The following is a 17,005-nucleotide window of genomic DNA, read 5'->3' as shown; positions in this document are numbered from 1 at the left end:
CGTACGGATCGTTCAACAATTCCACAAGTCTCTCATTTTATTGTTCTCAACCCTACGGCTACGCTGGGCGACGTGGTCACCGACGAGAGCCCGCTGGGCCTGGAAGCCGACCGCGGCCTGCTGAGCCGCACGAGCACCGCGGAACGCGTTGCCGGAGTGCTGCGCACGCGCATCTCCGAGGGCTTCTTCCTGCCCGGCGGCCGGCTGTCGGAGCAGGACATCGGCAACGCGCTGGGCGTCTCGCGCAACACGCTGCGCGAGTCGTTCCGCCTGCTCACGCACGAGCGGCTGCTCACCCACGAGCTCAACCGCGGCGTCTTCGTGCGTGTGCCGACGGTCGACGACGTGCGTGACATCTACCGCGTCCGCAAGCTCGTCGAGTGCGCCGCCGTCCGCGCGATCACCGAACGGCCGGCGTCCTACGACAAGATCGCGACCACGGTCGCCGAGGGTCACCAAGCGGCCGAAACCGGCCGTTGGCAGGACCTCGGCACGGCGAACATCCGGTTCCACAGCGAGCTTGTCGCGCTGACCGGCAGCGAGCGCGTGGTCGAGCTGATGCAGGGCCTCACCGCCGAACTGCGGCTGGTGTTCCACGTGATGGCCGACCCGCGGCGATTCCACGAGCGGTACCTGCCGCGCAACCGCGAACTGCTCGGGCCGCTCGGAGAAGGCGACGGCCGGCGCGCGGAAAAGCTGCTCGCGGCCTACCTTTCCGACGCGGAGGCGCAGCTCGTCGAGGCGTACTCGGAACGTTCGGTGGGCGGCGTGGGTTTGTAGGCCGCGGCAGTGGTCCAAACCGGACCGCCTGCGGTTTCGCGACGGGGCGGGATCCGTGTCAGGGACCCGAAAATCGCCGTGACCCGACGGGAAAGTGTGTGCTGCGCCATGGAAAACGTTTGTCACGAGTTGCGTGTCCGCGACGCAGGAACGGCACTACTTCCGTCGCAAAAGGGATGAAGCACTTGCTTACATAGCGTGCTTCCGCGCGGATGGGCATCCGATTGTGGCCGTTCGGGCCGTCCGCAGTCTGGGTGGTGTCAAGATCGCGGACACCTGATTACCGTCTTCATCAGGCCGCGTGAAGCGAATGGCATCCCTGCCCCGGAACCCCCAGACGGGGCCAGGCGCCTACGCGAAGATCGAATCGGGATGGTCGCCCCCAGTGCCCGATCCGGCGTGCGTGGCCAGGAGATGGTGGAGATGGTGGAGCAACGGCGAACCGTGGTCCCCGGGGGGAGATCACGGTTCGCCGCTGCGTACTGCGCCGATCGGCCGGACCCGTACCTGCGGGTCAGTCCACTTCGGATCCTCAGCCCGCGTACCGGGCGAACACCTTGGTGTAGTCCCACGGCTGCTGCGAGACCTTCGAGCAGCTGTCGTCCGGACCACCCGTGCACGGCCGGTCGCGGTTGGCCGACCAGAACGTGAGCCGTGCCAGGTGGTGCTGGTTCGCGTAACCCAGGATGGTGGTGAAGTCCGCCACCGTCACCGTCTCGTTCTGGTCGGTGATGCCGTTCATGGACGAGATGCCCATGTGCCGGTAGGCGTTGTCGTCGGTGTAGCCGAAGGCGTTCTTGACGACGTTCTTCAGCCCCTCGGCCGCACGCGTGGTGAGCGTGCCCATGTTCTGCCCGGCGCCGCCGAAGTCGAACGGCATGATGACCCAGCCGTCGGCGGCGAAGCCGGACTGCGCGGCGCGGTTGACCAGGCTCGAGTCCGGACCGCTGGTGCCGGTGCCGAACGTGACGTAGATCTTGATGCCCGGGTTGTTGGCACGCACGGTCTTCAGCGCGTCGACGGTACGCTGCTGCACCGTCGGGTTGCTGTAGGCGTCGGCCTCGATGTCGATGTCGATCGCCTTGAGGCCGTAGGCGTTGATCACCTTCTGGTACGCCGACGCGAGCTCGCCCGCGCTGCCGCACGAGGACTCCAGCTTGTTGCCACTGTAGCCGCCGAACGACGGGATCACGTCGCCGCCCGCACCGCGCACGGTGTTGATCGTGCCATGGTCCACGCCGCCGGTGAGCGCCCGTGCGCCGTCCCACTGCGGGTTGCAGTACCCGTTTGACAGCACGAACGCCAGCGTGAACCACTTGACGCCGGTCGCGTTCATGATCGTCGTCGGGTTCGGCGGCGCACCCCAGCCGTTGTAGATGTACGGGGCCACGGCCATCGCGCCGGCCGAGGGCGGCGGGGTCGTGTCGCCGCCGCCGGAAGGCGCGGTCCACTTCTGGTTGGCGGTGCCGGTGCACGTCCAGATCTGCAGCCGGGTGCCGTCGGCCGAGCTCTGGCCGGTGGCGTCGAGGCACTTGTTCGCGGCGGTGTTGACGATGTCGTGGGCGGCGGTGACCGTCCACTGCTGTGCGCCGGTGCCGTTGCAGTCGTACAGCTGCACCTTGGCTCCGTCGGTGGTGGCCGCGGACGCCACGTCGAGGCACTTGCCGAGCGCCCGGATCGTGCCGTCGGAGCCGACGTTCCACTGCTGTGCCGTGGTTCCGTTGCAGCCGTAGAGCTGCACGGCGGAACCGTTGGCGCTGTTCGCGCCGGCGACGTCGACGCACTTGCCGCCGAGGCCGGTGATCTGCCCGGTCGCGGCCTGCGCGTTGGCCGGGATCAGGGTGACGGCGGAGGCGGCGAGCAGGCCGCCGAGCGCCGCGAGGACTCTTCTTCTCATCGGGGACTCCTGGGGAGGGTCAGGGTGCGGTCCACTTCTGGTTGGCCGCGCCGGTGCACGTCCAGATCTGCGTGCGCGTGCCGTTGGCGGAGGTGTTGCCGGTGACGTCGAGGCACTTGTTCGCGGCGGTGTTCACGATGTCGCGGGACGAGTTCGCCGTCCATTGCTGCGCGCCGGTGCCGTTGCAGTCGTACAGCTGGACTTTCGCACCGTCCGTTGTGGACGCAGCGCTGACGTCGAGGCACTTGCCCAGTGCGCGGATCGTGCCGTCGGAGCCGATGGTCCACTGCTGCGCGCCCGTGCCGTTGCAGTCGTAGAGATCGACCGCGGTGCCGTTGGCGCTGTTGGCGCCGGCGACGTCGAGGCACTTGCCGGCCAGCCCGGTGATCTGGCCGGTGCGGCCGGTCGGCGGCGTGGTGCCCCCGCCCGCCTGCGTGCCGTTCCACGTGAACGTGGCCGACGTGTGGCCCGGCAGCGTGTAGGTGAACGACTGCCCGCCCCAGTTCACGCGCACGCTCTGGTTGCCCGTGGTGGAGTTGTACGCGATGAGCGCCTTGGACCCGTCGGGGTTCTTCCAGGCGACGTTGCGCACGGCCGAGGTGTCGTTCGAGTCGATCCGCACCGCGCCCGGCTTCACGAACTTGGTGAGGTGGCCCATCGTGTAGTACTCGACGGTGTAGTCGACCTGGCCGTTGCGGCCGTCTCCATTGTGGACGGTGATGAGCCCGGTGCAGGTGCCACAGCCGCCGTTGTGCGGGTTGTGCGCCTGGTCGACCGCGAGGCTCCACTTCACGACCGAGCGGCTCCAGTTGCGCGTGTAGTCCACGATGTTGTTCATGTCCTCGGCCTGCTGGTTCCCGATCCAGGTGCCGCCGGAGTGCTCGGTCGAATAGGAGTTCACGTTCGGGTACTTCGCGTGCACCGTCGACTGCTCGGAGACGTTGCCCTCGTACCCGTGCCAGGCGATGCCGCCGAAGTTCGGGTCGTTGCGCACGGCCGCGTCGTCCACCGTCGGCGCCGCGAACTCGTCGTATTTGTCGGGGTTCCAGTCCAGGGCCAGTACCTTGCTGGACAGCCCGGCCGAGTGCAGCGCCGGCAGCAGGCTGTTCTTGGTGAAGAACGCCAGCCCCGAGCCGTTCCACTGCGCGGACGGGTAGCCCGGGCAGCAGGTCGGCTCGTTCTGCACCGACAGGTAGTCGATCGGCACGCCGGCGTTCTGGTAGGCCTGCACGTACTTCACGAAATACTGGGCGTAGGCGTTGTAGTACTGCGACTCGAGCCAGCCCTGGCTGTAGGAGTCGTTGTCCTTCATCCACGGCGGCGGGCTCCACGGCGAAGCCATCACCTTCAGCTGCGGGTTGAGCTGCTTGGCCTGCTTCGTCAGCGGCAGCACGTCCACCTGGTCGTGGGCGATGGAGAAGTGCTGCAGGTTCGGGTCGGTCTGCCCGGCGGGCATGTCGTCGTAGGTGTAGCTGGAGCGCGCCAGGTCCGAGGCGCCCATGGGGTTGCGCAGGAAGTCGATGCCGATGCCGGCGTTCGGGTCGAACAGCTTCTGCATGACCTGGCTGCGGGTGCTCGCCGACAGCAGGTTGCTGGAGTTCATCAGGTAGGCCGCGCTGTCGGTGAACGACGCGCCCCCGCCCTCGAACTGCTGGTAGGTGGTGTTCTCGTTGACGTTGATCGTCTGCTGGCCGCTGCCGGTGCCGGCCGAGAACGTGATGGGCGTCTGCTGCTGCAGGCCGCGCGTCACGTTCACGCCCTTGGCGTCGTCGGTCGTGGTCAGCCAGATGTTCACGGTCTCGTTCGCCGCTTGCGCGACCGGGACGGCCATTGTGGACAGTGCCAGGGCCGCCGCGCCGAGCAGCGGGAGCAGGTGGCGTTTGCGCATGCCTACGACACCGTCCACTTCTGGTTGGCGGTGGCCGCGCAGGTCCAGATCTGCAGGCGGGTGCCGTTGGCGGAGCTGTTGTCCGTGGCGTCGAGGCACTTGCCGGAGGCGGCGTTCACGAGGTTGCCGGTCGAGTTCCTGCTCCAGCGCTGGACCGCACCGCCGGTGCAGTCCCAGATCTGGGCCTTGGTGCCGTTGGCGGTGCCGGCGGCGTCGAGGCACTTGCCGAGTGCACGGATCGTGCCGTCCGAGCCGATGGTCCACTGCTGCGCGGTCGTGCCGTTGCAGTCGTAGAGCTGCACGGCGGTGCCGTTGGCGCTGTTGGCCGCCGCGACGTCCACGCACTTGCCGCCGAGGCCGGTGATCTGGCCGGCGCCACCCGTCGGCGGGTCCGTCTGGCCACCGCCGACCCAGCTGCTCGCCGACGACTCGCCGACGCTCACCGCGGTGTTGTGGTTCTCGATCGGGTTCACGTGCGTGTTCGGGAACACGACGTAGGTGACCGGTCCCTCGGTGCCGCCGGTGCTCGGGTCGGGGTCGATGCCCAGGCTCACGGCCGTGGCGTAGGAGGCCTCGCCGATGATGCTCGTCGGGCCGGTGTCACCCACAACCGCGTAGGTGACCTTGTTGTTGTAGATGACGGCGACCACCGAGCCCCCGTCGATCCCGTACTGGCGATAGTCCCAAGTGGACGTTGGCTGCGGCAGCACGATGTAAGGCAGCTGCGCCGCGTTCAACGGCTGGTCGGTGGACGTGTGGAACGCCGTGTCGGGGTAGAAGCAGCAGTCGGTGCTCTCGTTGCACTGCGTCGTGCGCTGGCCGTCGCAGTCGATGTCCATGTCGGCCTTGAAGAACACGGCGCCACTGGCCTGACAGACGGGCACGGTGGCCGCGCCGCCTTCGTCGTAGCTGTACTTGCCGTTGGAGATCTGCTGGCACGAGTTGGTCTTGGCGAGCAACTGCGCCGCGGTGGGCGCGGCGGCGGGTGCCGCGGGGGTTGTGGGTGCCGCGTTGGCTGAGGTTGCGGACAGGAAGGAAAGCGTCAGCAGGAAACAACCTGCCAACGCGACGAGGAATCGCCGCACGGTGGGGTTCTCCTTGGGGGGAGGGGAGATTGCGGTTGTCCACAGGCGAGGTGAGTCGTGGATAACTTGACCCTCCGTGGCCGCTCGGGCACTTTTGGTCATACCTCGCCGGTAGAATGGGATGGGGACGCCCCCCTTGGGAGGGCGGGGGCTGTGTGTCGGGCGGGGGCTGTGTGTCGGGCGGGGGCTGTGTGTCGGGCGGGGGCTGTGTGTCGGGCGGGGGCTGTGTGTCGGGCGGGGGCTGTGTGTCGGGCGGTTGGGGGAGTGGAGAAAAGCCCGGTGAGGACCAAGCCGGTGGGAAAGGGAGAGCCCGGTGGGGCCGAGCTCGCGTGGTGAGGTGCCCGGGTTGGCGGGCCGGTGTGGGGCGGATTGCTCGGCTGGCGACCGAGGCGGTGGTGCGGGGTTCTCGGTACGGAAAGGGAAAGCGTCGGTGGGATCGGGCTCGGTGGAGAAGGGGATGGCGGGGACCAGGTCCATAGGGAGCGGAGCTTTTGCTCGGCCGAAGCCAAGCCCGGTGAGGACCAAGCCGGTAGGGAGGGGAGAGCCCGGTGGGGACCAGGCGGATCGAGCGCGTTCGCGGACGCCCCGGCGGGTGCCTCGCGGGTGGAGGCGGGCCGGTGGGGATCCGGGGCGCCGGGGGTGCGATCCGGTCGGGATCGTGTCGCCCGGGCGAACGGGGGGAGCCGGTGGGGACCGGAGTGGAACACCGCGCGGGGCTGCCGGAGGAGGGAGAGGAGGCGAACAGCCCCGCGCGGCGGCTTTCAGGGGACCGCGAACCCGTTGTGGCGCAACGGGTGTCGCCGGGGTCAGTGGATCAGGGGGCGGTCCACTTCTGGTTGGCCGTGCCCGTGCAGGTCCAGATCTGCAGGCGGGTGCCGTTGGCCGAGCTGTTGCCCGTGGCGTCGAGGCACTTGTTCGCGGCCGGGTTCACGATGTCGTGTGCGGCGGTGACGACCCATTGCTGCGCGCCGGAACCGTTGCAGTCGTAGAGCTGCACGGGAGTGCCGTCCGCCGTGCCCGCGGAGGTGACGTCCATACACTTGCCGAGTGCCCGCAGGGTGCCGTCGCTGCCGACGGTCCAGTTCTGCGCCGCGTTGCCGTTGCAGTCGGTGATCTGGATGGGCGTGCCGTTGGCGCTGTTGGCGCCCGCGACGTCCACGCACTTGCCGGCGATGCCGGTGATGCGGCCCGTGCTCCCGCTCGGCGGGGTGGTGCCGCCGCCGGTGCTGGTGGTCACGTGCACGTAGTCGACGACCAGCTGCTGCGGGAACTGCGTGCTGCCGTTGGGGTCGCCGGGCCAGTAGCCGCCCACGGCGAGGTTCATGATGATGAAGAAGTTGTGGTCGTAGACCCAGCGGTTGCCGTTGAGGTCGGCCGGGGTGCGGGTCTGGTAGACGTTGCCGTCGACCGACCAGACGATCTTGTTCGGCGACCAGTCGACGGCGTAGGTGTGGAAGTCGTCGGAGAAGTTCGGGCCGCTGTAGCCGGCGCCGATGCCGCCCGAGCCCGAGTAGCCGGGCCCGTGGATGGTGCCGTGCACGGTGTTGGGCTCGAAACCGACGTTTTCCATCACGTCGATCTCGCCGTCGGTCGGCCAGTTGCCGCCGCCGAGCATCCAGAACGCGGGCCACATGCCCTGGCCGCGCGGGAGCTTCATGCTGGTCTCGAAGTGGCCGTAGGCCTGGCTGAACTTGCCGGAGGTGTTGAGGCGCGCGGACGTGTACTCGCAGCGGCCGTACCAGCAGTTGTAGTTGCCGGGGTTCTCGCGCTTGGCCGTGATCACCAGGTGACCCTGGCCGTCGAGCGCGGCGTTGTTCGTGCCCGACGTGTAGTACTGGCGCTCGTGGTTGTTGACGTTGTCGCCGGTTTCGTAGTTCCACTTCGAACCGTCGGCCGGGCTGCCTGCGGGCCCGTTGAAGTCGTCGGTGAAGCTGGCCGCCGCCGCGGCTTCCGTGGGCGCGAAGACGGCGGGCGTCGCCTGCACGCCGACGGCGAGCAGCGAAGCGGCCGCGAAGAGCCCGGCCCAGCGGGAACGTCTCAGGGAACGTGAGATGGACATCGTTGTCACCTCTTCTTGCGGAGGGGACCGCGCTTTCACGCGCAGCACGAAAATGCGGTGGGGCGGAGGAGAGCACGGCGGGGGGACCGTGCGGTTCTCGGCCGAGCGCTTCGTGTCCACTCCGGAGGTGGACCGCAGGCGGGCGGCAGGGGTCGGACTAATCGGACTACTTTGTTGTGCCTGGCAACAAAGTAAAAGCAGTATGCATGGTCCGTACCACTGCGGCAATGGCGGATGTGAGAATTTTTTCAACCGCCTTACTGATCCAACCAAAAGTAGGCCGACCCCCCACGCGGCACGTAACTGTTGTTACGAAGCCATTCGGCCGCGACTGTGGTCGGGTTGGCAACGATCGGCACAGTAGGGCCGCCGGTGGCCGCCCAGGTGATGGACGGGAGCGCCGACGATGATCACCGGCGCGTTTCGCCCGGTCACCTGGGGTTCTCGTCGATGTTCGCCGGGTGAGGACGGAAGGTCAGGCGGCGCCCACGCCCGAGCGGATCGCGGGGGCCGGCTTGACCAGAAGTCGCGGATCGGCGCCCTGTTCCAGCAGGTCGGCGACGGGCAGGGTGGCGGCGCCCGTCGCGACGGCGTCGAGACCGAGGTACCCGAGCTGGATCGTGGTCTCGCCGAACGGGTGGCTCAGTGCGTGGGCCGACGCGGTGGAGCGGATCAGCGGCAGCAGGCGCTCGCCCAGCGCGAGACCGGCCCAGCCGCCGACGACGATGCGCTCGGGGTTGAACAGGTTGATCAGGTTCGCGATGCCGGCGCCGAGGTAGCCGGCCGTCTCCTCCAGGACCTTCTGCGCCGACTTCGAACGGTCGGCCGAGGCGAGGAGGGCGGCGAACTGGTCCTGCTCGGTCTCGCCGGGCACGGGCTTGCCGCGGGCCCGGCGGTAACGCGCGAGCACGGCCTCGGCGCCGATGTAGGCCTCGAGGCAGCCGTGCGAACCGCAGCGGCACGCCTGCCCGCCGTAGACGATCGTGGTGTGACCCCACTCGCCGGCGCTGCTGGTGGAGCCGCGGTAGGTGGCGCCGTCGGCGATCACGGCCGCGCCGACGCCCGAGCCGATGAGCACGATCACCGCGTGGCGCGCGCCGCGGCCGGCGCCGAACCACATCTCGGCCTGGCCCTGGGTTTTGGCGCCGTTGTCGACGAACACGGGCAGTTCGATGCCGGCCGCGTGCAGGTCGTCGGCCAGCGCGACGGAGTCCCAGCCGATGGTGGGCGCGTGCACCAGCACGCGTTCTCCCTGCTCGACCGTGCCGGGCACGCCGACGCCCACGCCGATCACGGCCGACTCCTCGGCCCCGGCGGACGCGATCACCTCGCGCAGCCCGGAGACGACGGCCGCGACGACCGTGGCCGGCTCGGTGCGCGCCGGTGACAGCTCGTGTTCGACCGTGGCCAGCCGCTGCATCGCGAGGTCGAACAGCTCCACACGCACGCCCGTCTCGCCGATGTCGACACCCGCCACGTAGCCGTACGCCGGGTCCACGCGCAGCAGCACCCGCGGCCGTCCGCCGTCGGATTCGACCAGGCCGGCCTCGGTGATGAGCCGTTCCTCGCCGAGTTCGGCGGTCACGTTGCTGACCGTCGCCGCCGAAAGGCCGGTGAGCTGGCTCAGTTCGTGCCGCGACAGCGGGCCGTCGAAGTACAGTTTCGACAGCAGCAGGGAACGGTTGTGCCGCCGCAGATCGCGGACGGTCGTGCGCTTGGTCGCCATGTGACACCCATCTGGCCTCGAACTCTCCCGGCACCAGGATGCCTGATCACCGTAAGTTGTGGCCATGTATTAACTAGTGAACTAAGTCCCGAACATATGGTCGTCTGGCAGAATCCCCCAGGTGACGAGGGTGCTCCGGCAGACAACCCGTGACCTGAGGCGGCACAACCGAGCGGCGCTCCTGTCGTCGCTCTACCTTCGAGGGCCGGTCAGCCGGCTCGAACTCGTCGCCGAGTCCGGGCTCAGTCCCGCGACCGTGACGAACGTGGTCGCGGAGCTCATCGGCGACGGTGTGGTGGTCGAGGCCGGTTCCGTCGAGTCCGATGGTGGCAGGCCGCGCACGCTGCTGCGCGTCCGGCCCGAGTACGGGCAGGTCGTGGGCGTCGACGTCGGCGAGACCCATGTGCGGGCCGGGCTCTTCGACTGCGCGCTCGGGACGCTCGCGACGGTGCAGCACCCGCTCGCGGGCAGCAACCCTGACCCGGCGGAGGTCGTCGAGCTCGCGCGGGCCGGCGTCGCCGAGGTGCTGGCGGCGGGCGGCGCGTCCCGGGTTCTCGGCGTGGGCGTCGGCGTGCCGGGCGCGGTGCGCGACGGCGGCATCGTGCACGCCCCCACGCTCGGCTGGGCCGGCGTCGCCTTCGCCGACCTGCTGCGCGCTCACGCACAGTTCGCCGAAGCGCCCCTGCACCTCGACAACCGCGCCCGCACGCTCGGCCAGGCCGAGATGTGGCTCGGCGCGGGCCGCGGAGCCGACCGCGCCGTGATCGCCCTGCTCGGCGTGGGCGTCGGCGCCGCCTTCGTCACGGACGGTGGGTCTTTTCCCGGCATCACGACCAGCGAGTGGGGTCACACCGTCGTGCAAGCCGCGGGCGCGCCGTGCCGCTGCGGTTCGCGCGGCTGCCTGGAGGCCTACGTCGGTACCGAGGCCGTAGTGCGGCGGTACGCCGAGACCCCGGGCACCCAGCCCCTGCGCGGCTCGGACAGCGAGAGCCGGCTCGCCGAGCTCGTCGCCCTGGCCGAAGCCGAGGCAGCTGCCGCTCGGGGACACGGCACCGGCGCACCTGGCGCGGATCTCGCTCCGGCGCCCGGGCGCTCCGGCGCCGCACTCGGCTTCGCTGCCGGTGGCCACGCCGGGGCGGCCACGTCGGCATCGGGCACGCCTGCTCGTGGCCGCGGCTCGGCCGGTTCCGGACCCGCCGAAAGGTCTGGTCCACCTGCCGAAACACTCGCCGGCCCGGCGGCTCCCGGCCGCGGTGCGGCCGACCCGGGTGCCCTGGCCGAAAGGTCTGGTCCAGCTGCCGAAGCACTCGCCGCGACGGGTGAATACCTCGGCATCGGCATCGCGAATCTGATCAACCTCCTGGCGCCCGACCGGGTCGTGCTGGCAGGCTCGGCGGGAGCGATCATGGGCCCGGCGATCCTGCCGCACGTCCGTGACGCCGCTGCGCGGCACGCGCTCGGCTACCTCGCCGAGGCGACCGTGGTCGAGCTCGGGGAGCTGGGCCCGGAGGCCGTCGCGCTGGGTGCGGCGACGTTGCCGATCGCGGCGCTGCTGGCGTCGGGCGGGCGTTCAGCCGACTGAATCTCCTTGCCCCGCAAGGAGATCGACAGTCGGGCACCGAGCGTGAGCCTTTCTTTCAGTACTTAAACTTAGGCACAAAATGTTACCGCCGTGTTATTGACGTGACCCGAGTCACCCGGGTTGACTCCTCCTGTCGCGCGGCCGGACCGAGCTCTGAAGAGCGCGGGCGGAATCCGTAGCACCAGGACCTAGGAGGACGAATGCGAGTGAAGCGCTCCGTCGTCGCAGCGCTCGTCGCCGTGGTGGCAGCCGCGGTGCTCGCCGCTTGCGGCGGCGGCTCGAGCAGCGCGGGTGGCGGCGGCAACGCCGCGGCCGTGCTGAACGTCGGCATGCCGAACGGCCCGCAGGCCGAGAACAACAACCCGTTCCTGGAGACCTCGGCGGCAGCGTCGCTCGGGTACCGCTACGTGATCTACGAGCCCCTCGTGATGCTCAACCGCGTGAAGCCGCAGGAAGCCGGCAAGCCGTGGCTGGCCACGAAGTGGGACTGGTCGGACAACTACAAGAAGCTGGTCCTGACCATCCGCGACGGAGTGAAGTTCTCGGACGGCACGCCGATGACCGGCGACGACGTGGCCTACACGTTCCAGCTGCTGCGCGACAACAAGGCCCTGAACATCGACTCGGTGCCCTACAAGGACATCTCCGCGAGCGGGAACCAGGTCACCCTGGGCTTCGACACCTCGCAGTTCGTGAACCAGGTCAAGATCCTGCAGACGATCGTGGTGCCCAAGCACATCTGGTCGCAGATCAAGGACCCGTCCACCGACCTCGTGAAGAACCCGGTGGGCACCGGTCCGTTCACGCTGAAGTCGTTCACCCCGCAGACGATCACCGTGAGCCAGCGCACCGGCTACTGGCAGCAGGCGCCGGCGGTCAAGGAGATCCGCTACACCTCCTACAACGACAACAACGCGCAGGTCGCCGCCCTCACCAGCGGTGCGGCCGAGTGGAGCTTCGTCTTCATCCCGAACTACAAGTCCGTCTACGTGAACAAGGACCCGCAGCACTACAAGCTGTGGTTCCCGGCCCAGCTCGCCGTGCACGGCCTGTGGTTCAACACGGAGAAGGCGCCGTGGAACAACGCGAAGCTGCGTCAGGCGGTCAACAAGGTCATCAACCGCGACGACATCTTCAACCAGGGTGAGGCCGGCTACTTCTACCCGAAGAACGACCAGGTCACCGGGATCCCGACGCCGGCGGGCGACTCGTTCATCGCCTCGCAGTACAAGGGCCAGACCGTGAAGGTCGACGTGCCGGGCGCCAAGTCGCTGCTCACCGGTGCGGGCTTCAAGTACAACGGCAACCAGCTCGTGGACCCGGGCGGCAAGCCGGTGACCCTCAAGCTCACGGTGCCCTCGGGCTGGTCGGACTACATCACCGACCTCGAGATCATCAAGGACAACCTGTCGCAGATCGGCATCACCGCCACCGTCGAGAAGATGAACCAGGACGCGTGGACGAAGTCCGTCGACACCGGTGACTTCGAGGGTCTGCTGCACTGGACCAACGACGGTGCCACGCCGTACGACATGTACCGCGACGTGATGGACGGCAACCGCTACAAGCCGACCGGCCAGGGCGGCATCAACGGCAACTACGGCCGCTTCAAGAACGACCAGGCGACGCAGGCGCTCGAGACCTACGCCAACGCCGCCGACGACGCGAGCCGCGCCACCGCGATGAACACGTTGCAGCAGATCATGATCGACCAGCAGCCGATGGTTCCGCTCATGGCGGCCAACTCCGGCGGCGAGTACAGCACGAAGAACTGGACGGGCTGGCCCGACGAAGCCAACCCGTACGGCCCCGCGCAGCCGACCCTGCGCAACGCGCTGGACATCGTCATGCACCTGAAGCCCGCGGCCTGATCCATGCCCGAGGACAACGCAGTGGCCACCCGGGAAGCCACCTCCGCCTCGCTCGAGGCGGGGGTGGCCTCCCCGGCCGGCGAGATCGAAACCGGGGCCTCGGACACGATCGTGCTCGAGGCCTCCGGGCTGACCAAGCACTTCCCCGTGCGCAAGCGCGGGCGCGAGGTGCTCACGAAGGGGCGCCGCAGTGTCCAGGCCGTCGACGACGTCGACCTGGTGCTGCGGCGCGGCCGCGTGACCGCGCTGGTGGGCGAGTCCGGCTCGGGCAAGTCGACTGTGGCGCGGCTGCTCGCCCAGCTCTACCCGCGCACGAGCGGCGACATCCGCCTGCACGGCAAGTCGACGACCGTGAAGGGCAGCAAGGCTTTCCGGGCCTACTGCCGCCAGGTCCAGATGATCTTCCAGGACCCGTTCGCGTCGCTGAACCCCGTGCACACCGTGCGCTACCACCTCACGCGGGCGTTGAAGATCCACGACCGCGCGGGTGCCGACCTGGAGCAGGCGCTGCACGAGCTGCTCACGCGGGTGCAGCTGACCCCGCCGGAGCGCTACGTCGACAAGTTCCCCCACGAGCTGTCCGGCGGCCAGCGCCAGCGCGTCGCAATCGCGCGGGCGCTGGGCGCGGACCCCGAGGCGCTGCTGGCCGACGAGCCGGTGTCCATGTTGGACGTCTCCATCCGCCTCGGCGTGCTGAACCTGTTGCGGGACATGAAGGAACGCCTGCACCTCGCGATCCTCTACATCACCCACGACATCGCGTCGGCGCGTTACTTCGCCAACGAGACGCTGGTGATGTATGCCGGGCGCATGGTCGAGGGCGGCGACTCCGAGACCGTGACGCAGCAGCCAGCGCACCCGTACACCCGGCTGCTGATCGAATCGGCACCGGACCCCGACCGGCTCGACCCGGGCACGGAAGCCGCACCCGGCGAGGCGCCGAAGGAAAAGGGTTCCGGCGAACCGCCGAGCCTGATCGCGCCACCGTCGGGCTGCCGGTTCCACCCGCGGTGTCCCGTGGCGATGGAACGCTGCAAAACCGACCTGCCGCCGCGGTTCGAGGTGGATGACGCTCCGGGCCACTGGGCCGCGTGCTGGCTGTACGACTCGGCGGTGCGCCCGTGAGGTACCTGCTCCAACGGCTCGGCTTCTACGTCTTCACCGCGTGGGCCGCCGTCACCATCAACTTCTTCATCCCGCGGCTGATCCCGGGCGACCCGGTGCAGTCGCTCATCACGAAGAACCAGGGCACGCTGTCCGCGGACGCGATCCAGTCGCTGTACGTCCTGTTCGGACTCGACAAGAACGAAAGCCTGATCACCCAGTACTTCCACTACTGGGCGCAGCTCTTCCGCGGCGACCTCGGGCTGTCGTTCACCTTCTTCCCCTCGCCCGTGTCGCAGGTGATCGGCGACAGTCTGCCGTGGACGATCATCCTCGTCGGGTTCACCACGGTGGTGGGCTTCCTGATCGGCACCGGCCTCGGCGTCGTCGCCGGGTGGCGGCGCGGGTCCTGGGTGGACGGTCTGCTGCCGGTGACGACGTTCCTGTCGTCCATCCCGTACTTCTGGCTCGGCCTGATCGCGATCACGCTGCTGGCCGGCCCGGGCAGCTTCTTCCCGGCGTCCGGCGGCTACGACCCGGGCCTGGTGCCCGGGTGGGGCGGCGACTTCATCGGCAGCGCGATCCAGCACAGCCTGCTGCCGGCGATCACGATCCTGATCAGCTCGATGGGCAGCTGGATCCTCGGCATGCGCAACATGATGGTCACCGTCGCATCGGAGGACTACATCACCGTCGCGCACGCCAAGGGTCTCAAGGAACGCCGCGTGATGGTGAGCTACGCGGCTCGCAACGCGCTGCTGCCGAGCGTGTCCGGTTTCGCGCTGGCGCTGGGCTTCATCGTGGGCGGCACGCTGCTGGTGGAGATCGTGTTCTCCTACCCCGGCGTCGGCTACGAGCTGTTCCAGGCCGTCGGTTCGCAGGACTACCCGTTGATGCAGGGCATCTTCCTCATCATCACGCTCTCGGTGCTCGTGGCGAACCTGCTCGCCGACGTCGCCTACCTCGTGCTCGACCCGCGCACCCGGAAGGAGGGCTGAGCCGTGGCACTTCCCGCAGCCGATCTCAAGGCGGTCGCGCCGCTGCCGGCCGAGGCCGTCGCCGGGCCCGCCGCGAAACGCCGGCGCTTCCGGTTCCTGACCGGTGGCAAGACGGTCACCGGGCTCGTGGTGCTGGCCTTCTTCGTGGTCATCGCGATCATCGGGCCGTGGATCGCGCCGTTCGACCCGTCCGCGCGCAGCAACGACCTGCTCGAATCGCCTTCGGGCAAGCACTGGTTCGGCACCACGCACCTCGGCCAGGACATCTTCAGCCAGGTCATCGTGGGCACGCGCAGCGTGATGCTCGTGGGGCTCACCGCCGGCATCGTGGCGACGATCCTCGCCGTGATCGTCGGCGTCACCTCCGGATATCTAGGCGGGACGCCGGGCGAGGGCCTGTCGGCCCTGTCCAATGTGTTCCTGGTGATCCCGGCGCTGCCGCTGATCATCATCATCGGCACGGCGCTGCCCAGCGGTGGCGACTACCTGGTGGCCGTGATCATCGGCTTCACCTCGTGGGCCTGGGGTGCGCGGATCCTGCGCGCGCAGACACTCTCGTTGCGCCGGCGGGAGTATGTCGAGGCGTCGCGCGCGAGCGGCGAGTCGACGTGGCGGATCATCTTCTTCGAGATCATGCCGAACCTCACCGCGGTGATCGCGTCGAGCTTCGTGGGCACGGTGGTGTTCGCGGTGATGTCGGAGATCACGCTGGCGTTCGTCGGCGTCTCCAGCTTCTCGGAGTGGAACTGGGGCACGATCCTGTTCTGGGCGCAGAGCCAGCAGGCCCTGGCACAGGGCGCGTGGTGGTGGTTCGTGCCGGCGGGGCTTGCGATCGCGATCCTCGGCACCGCGTTGTCGCTGCTGAACTTCGGCATCGACGAGTTCGTGAGCCCGCGGCTGCGCTCGAGCGGCAAGACCAAGGCGAAGAACGCCGAGGGCAAGACGGTGCGCCTGCGCGTCGGCTTCACGCCCGTGCTCGGCCGGGAGAAGGAATGAACGAACCCGTACTCGAGATCAAGGGCCTGGACGTCGACTACGGCCTCGGCGCCGACGCCGTGCACGCGGTGCAGGACGTGACGTTGACGTTGCACCGCGGCGAGGTGCTCGGCCTGGCCGGCGAAAGCGGTAGCGGAAAGTCCACTTTGGCCTACGGCCTGACCCGCCTGCTCCCGCCGCCCGGCGTGATCCGCGGTGGCAGCGTGGTTTACCACCCCGGCGACGGCGAGCCGTACGACGTGCTGAAGCTGACTCCCAAGCAGCTGCGCGACTTCCGCTGGGCCGAGACGTCCATCGTGTTCCAGGGCGCGATGAACTCGCTCAACCCGGTGCACAAGGTGTCGGTGCAGCTGATGGACGTGATCAAAGCCCACGATCCGCGCAGCACCAAGGTGGCCCGGCTCGCCCGCGCGCGCGAGCTGCTGCGCCTGGTGGGCATCGCGGCCGACCGGCTCGACGCGTACCCGCACCAGCTTTCCGGCGGCATGCGCCAGCGCGTGATGATCGCGATGGCGCTGGCGCTGGAACCGCGTGTGGTGATCATGGACGAGCCCACCACGGCGCTCGACGTGGTGATGCAGCGCCAGATCCTGGCGCAGCTCGTGGAACTGCGCGAGCGGCTGGGTTTTTCGGTCCTGTTCATCACCCACGACCTGTCGCTGCTGGTGGAGTTCTCCGACCGCATCGCGATCATGTACGGCGGCCGGATCGTGGAGCAGGCCCGCGGCGTGGACCTCTACCGCGATTCGCTGCACCCGTACAGCGACGGCCTGCTGCACTCGTTCCCCGCGCTGCGCGGGCCGCGGCGCGAGCTCACCGGTATTCCCGGTTCGCCGCCCGACCCGCGGTCGCTGCCGGTCGGGTGCGCGTTCTCGCCGCGGTGCCCGTACGCGTTCGACCGCTGCACCACCGAGGTGCCGGTGCTCGGCGTGCCCGCCGACCGTGACGATTCCGCGCGCACCGTGGCGTGCTGGCTGCACCCGGCCGACCCCGTCGCCGCCGTCAAGTCGTAGATAAGG

At 68.9% G+C, this 17,005-nt stretch carries 12 protein-coding genes; 7 read left to right on the top strand and 5 right to left on the bottom strand.

The genetic code is table 11. The features are described 5' to 3' along the window. Positions 1 to 72 precede the first annotated feature (72 nt). Positions 73 to 780 (top strand): GntR family transcriptional regulator, encoded by a 708-nt coding sequence (locus ACQPXB_RS44755; protein ID WP_432848045.1) that lies wholly within the window; start codon positions 73 to 75, stop codon positions 778 to 780. Between the two features lie 532 nt (positions 781 to 1,312). Here the strand turns inward: ACQPXB_RS44755 and ACQPXB_RS44750 are convergent. From ACQPXB_RS44750 to ACQPXB_RS44730, 5 genes are all read right to left on the bottom strand, one after another. Continuing rightward, on the bottom strand, positions 1,313 to 2,677 hold the full coding sequence (locus ACQPXB_RS44750; RefSeq protein WP_432848044.1) for a ricin-type beta-trefoil lectin domain protein: 1,365 nt from the start codon (positions 2,675 to 2,677) through the stop codon (positions 1,313 to 1,315). Between the two features lie 19 nt (positions 2,678 to 2,696). Next, positions 2,697 to 4,565 carry a ricin-type beta-trefoil lectin domain protein gene (locus ACQPXB_RS44745; RefSeq protein ID WP_432848043.1) on the bottom strand — a complete coding sequence of 623 codons (1,869 nt, stop codon included), beginning with the start codon at positions 4,563 to 4,565 and terminating at the stop codon, positions 2,697 to 2,699. 2 nt (positions 4,566 to 4,567) lie between these two features. Further along, positions 4,568 to 5,650, bottom strand: coding sequence for a ricin-type beta-trefoil lectin domain protein (locus ACQPXB_RS44740; protein WP_432848041.1), 1,083 nt, complete (start codon positions 5,648 to 5,650; stop codon positions 4,568 to 4,570). Between the two features lie 814 nt (positions 5,651 to 6,464). Beyond that, complete coding sequence (locus ACQPXB_RS44735; protein WP_432848039.1) at positions 6,465 to 7,709, bottom strand: ricin-type beta-trefoil lectin domain protein; 1,245 nt, start codon at positions 7,707 to 7,709, stop codon at positions 6,465 to 6,467. Between the two features lie 475 nt (positions 7,710 to 8,184). Then, positions 8,185 to 9,435, bottom strand: coding sequence for an ROK family transcriptional regulator (locus ACQPXB_RS44730; protein ID WP_432848038.1), 1,251 nt, complete (start codon positions 9,433 to 9,435; stop codon positions 8,185 to 8,187). A gap of 121 nt (positions 9,436 to 9,556) precedes the next feature. On the opposite strand from ACQPXB_RS44730, the gene ACQPXB_RS44725 reads away from it, so the two are divergent. From ACQPXB_RS44725 to ACQPXB_RS44700, 6 genes are all read left to right on the top strand, one after another. Further along, positions 9,557 to 11,017, top strand: a complete 1,461-nt coding sequence (locus ACQPXB_RS44725) for an ROK family protein (protein WP_432848036.1) — start codon at positions 9,557 to 9,559, stop codon at positions 11,015 to 11,017. 200 nt (positions 11,018 to 11,217) lie between these two features. After that, entirely contained in the window at positions 11,218 to 12,888 is a 1,671-nt protein-coding gene (locus ACQPXB_RS44720; protein ID WP_432848034.1) for an ABC transporter substrate-binding protein, read from the top strand. 108 nt (positions 12,889 to 12,996) lie between these two features. After that, positions 12,997 to 14,013 carry an ABC transporter ATP-binding protein gene (locus ACQPXB_RS44715; RefSeq protein WP_432857077.1) on the top strand — a complete coding sequence of 339 codons (1,017 nt, stop codon included), beginning with the start codon at positions 12,997 to 12,999 and terminating at the stop codon, positions 14,011 to 14,013. After that, positions 14,010 to 14,990 carry an ABC transporter permease gene (locus ACQPXB_RS44710; RefSeq protein WP_364049408.1) on the top strand — a complete coding sequence of 327 codons (981 nt, stop codon included), beginning with the start codon at positions 14,010 to 14,012 and terminating at the stop codon, positions 14,988 to 14,990. The genes ACQPXB_RS44715 and ACQPXB_RS44710 overlap by 4 nt, the downstream gene beginning before the upstream one ends. A 3-nt stretch (positions 14,991 to 14,993) precedes the next feature. Then, a complete protein-coding gene (locus ACQPXB_RS44705; protein WP_366584286.1) occupies positions 14,994 to 15,986 on the top strand; it encodes an ABC transporter permease in 993 nt (330 codons plus the stop codon). Continuing rightward, on the top strand, positions 15,983 to 16,999 hold the full coding sequence (locus tag ACQPXB_RS44700) for an ABC transporter ATP-binding protein (RefSeq protein ID WP_432848031.1): 1,017 nt from the start codon (positions 15,983 to 15,985) through the stop codon (positions 16,997 to 16,999). Before ACQPXB_RS44705 ends, ACQPXB_RS44700 begins: the two co-directional genes overlap by 4 nt. Positions 17,000 to 17,005 lie beyond the last annotated feature (6 nt).

The organism is Amycolatopsis sp. CA-161197 (genome assembly GCF_050942255.1).
Classification (GTDB): domain Bacteria; phylum Actinomycetota; class Actinomycetes; order Mycobacteriales; family Pseudonocardiaceae; genus Amycolatopsis.
Note: the sequence above shows the minus strand (reverse complement) of the source record. Positions and strands in the feature narration are given on the sequence as shown.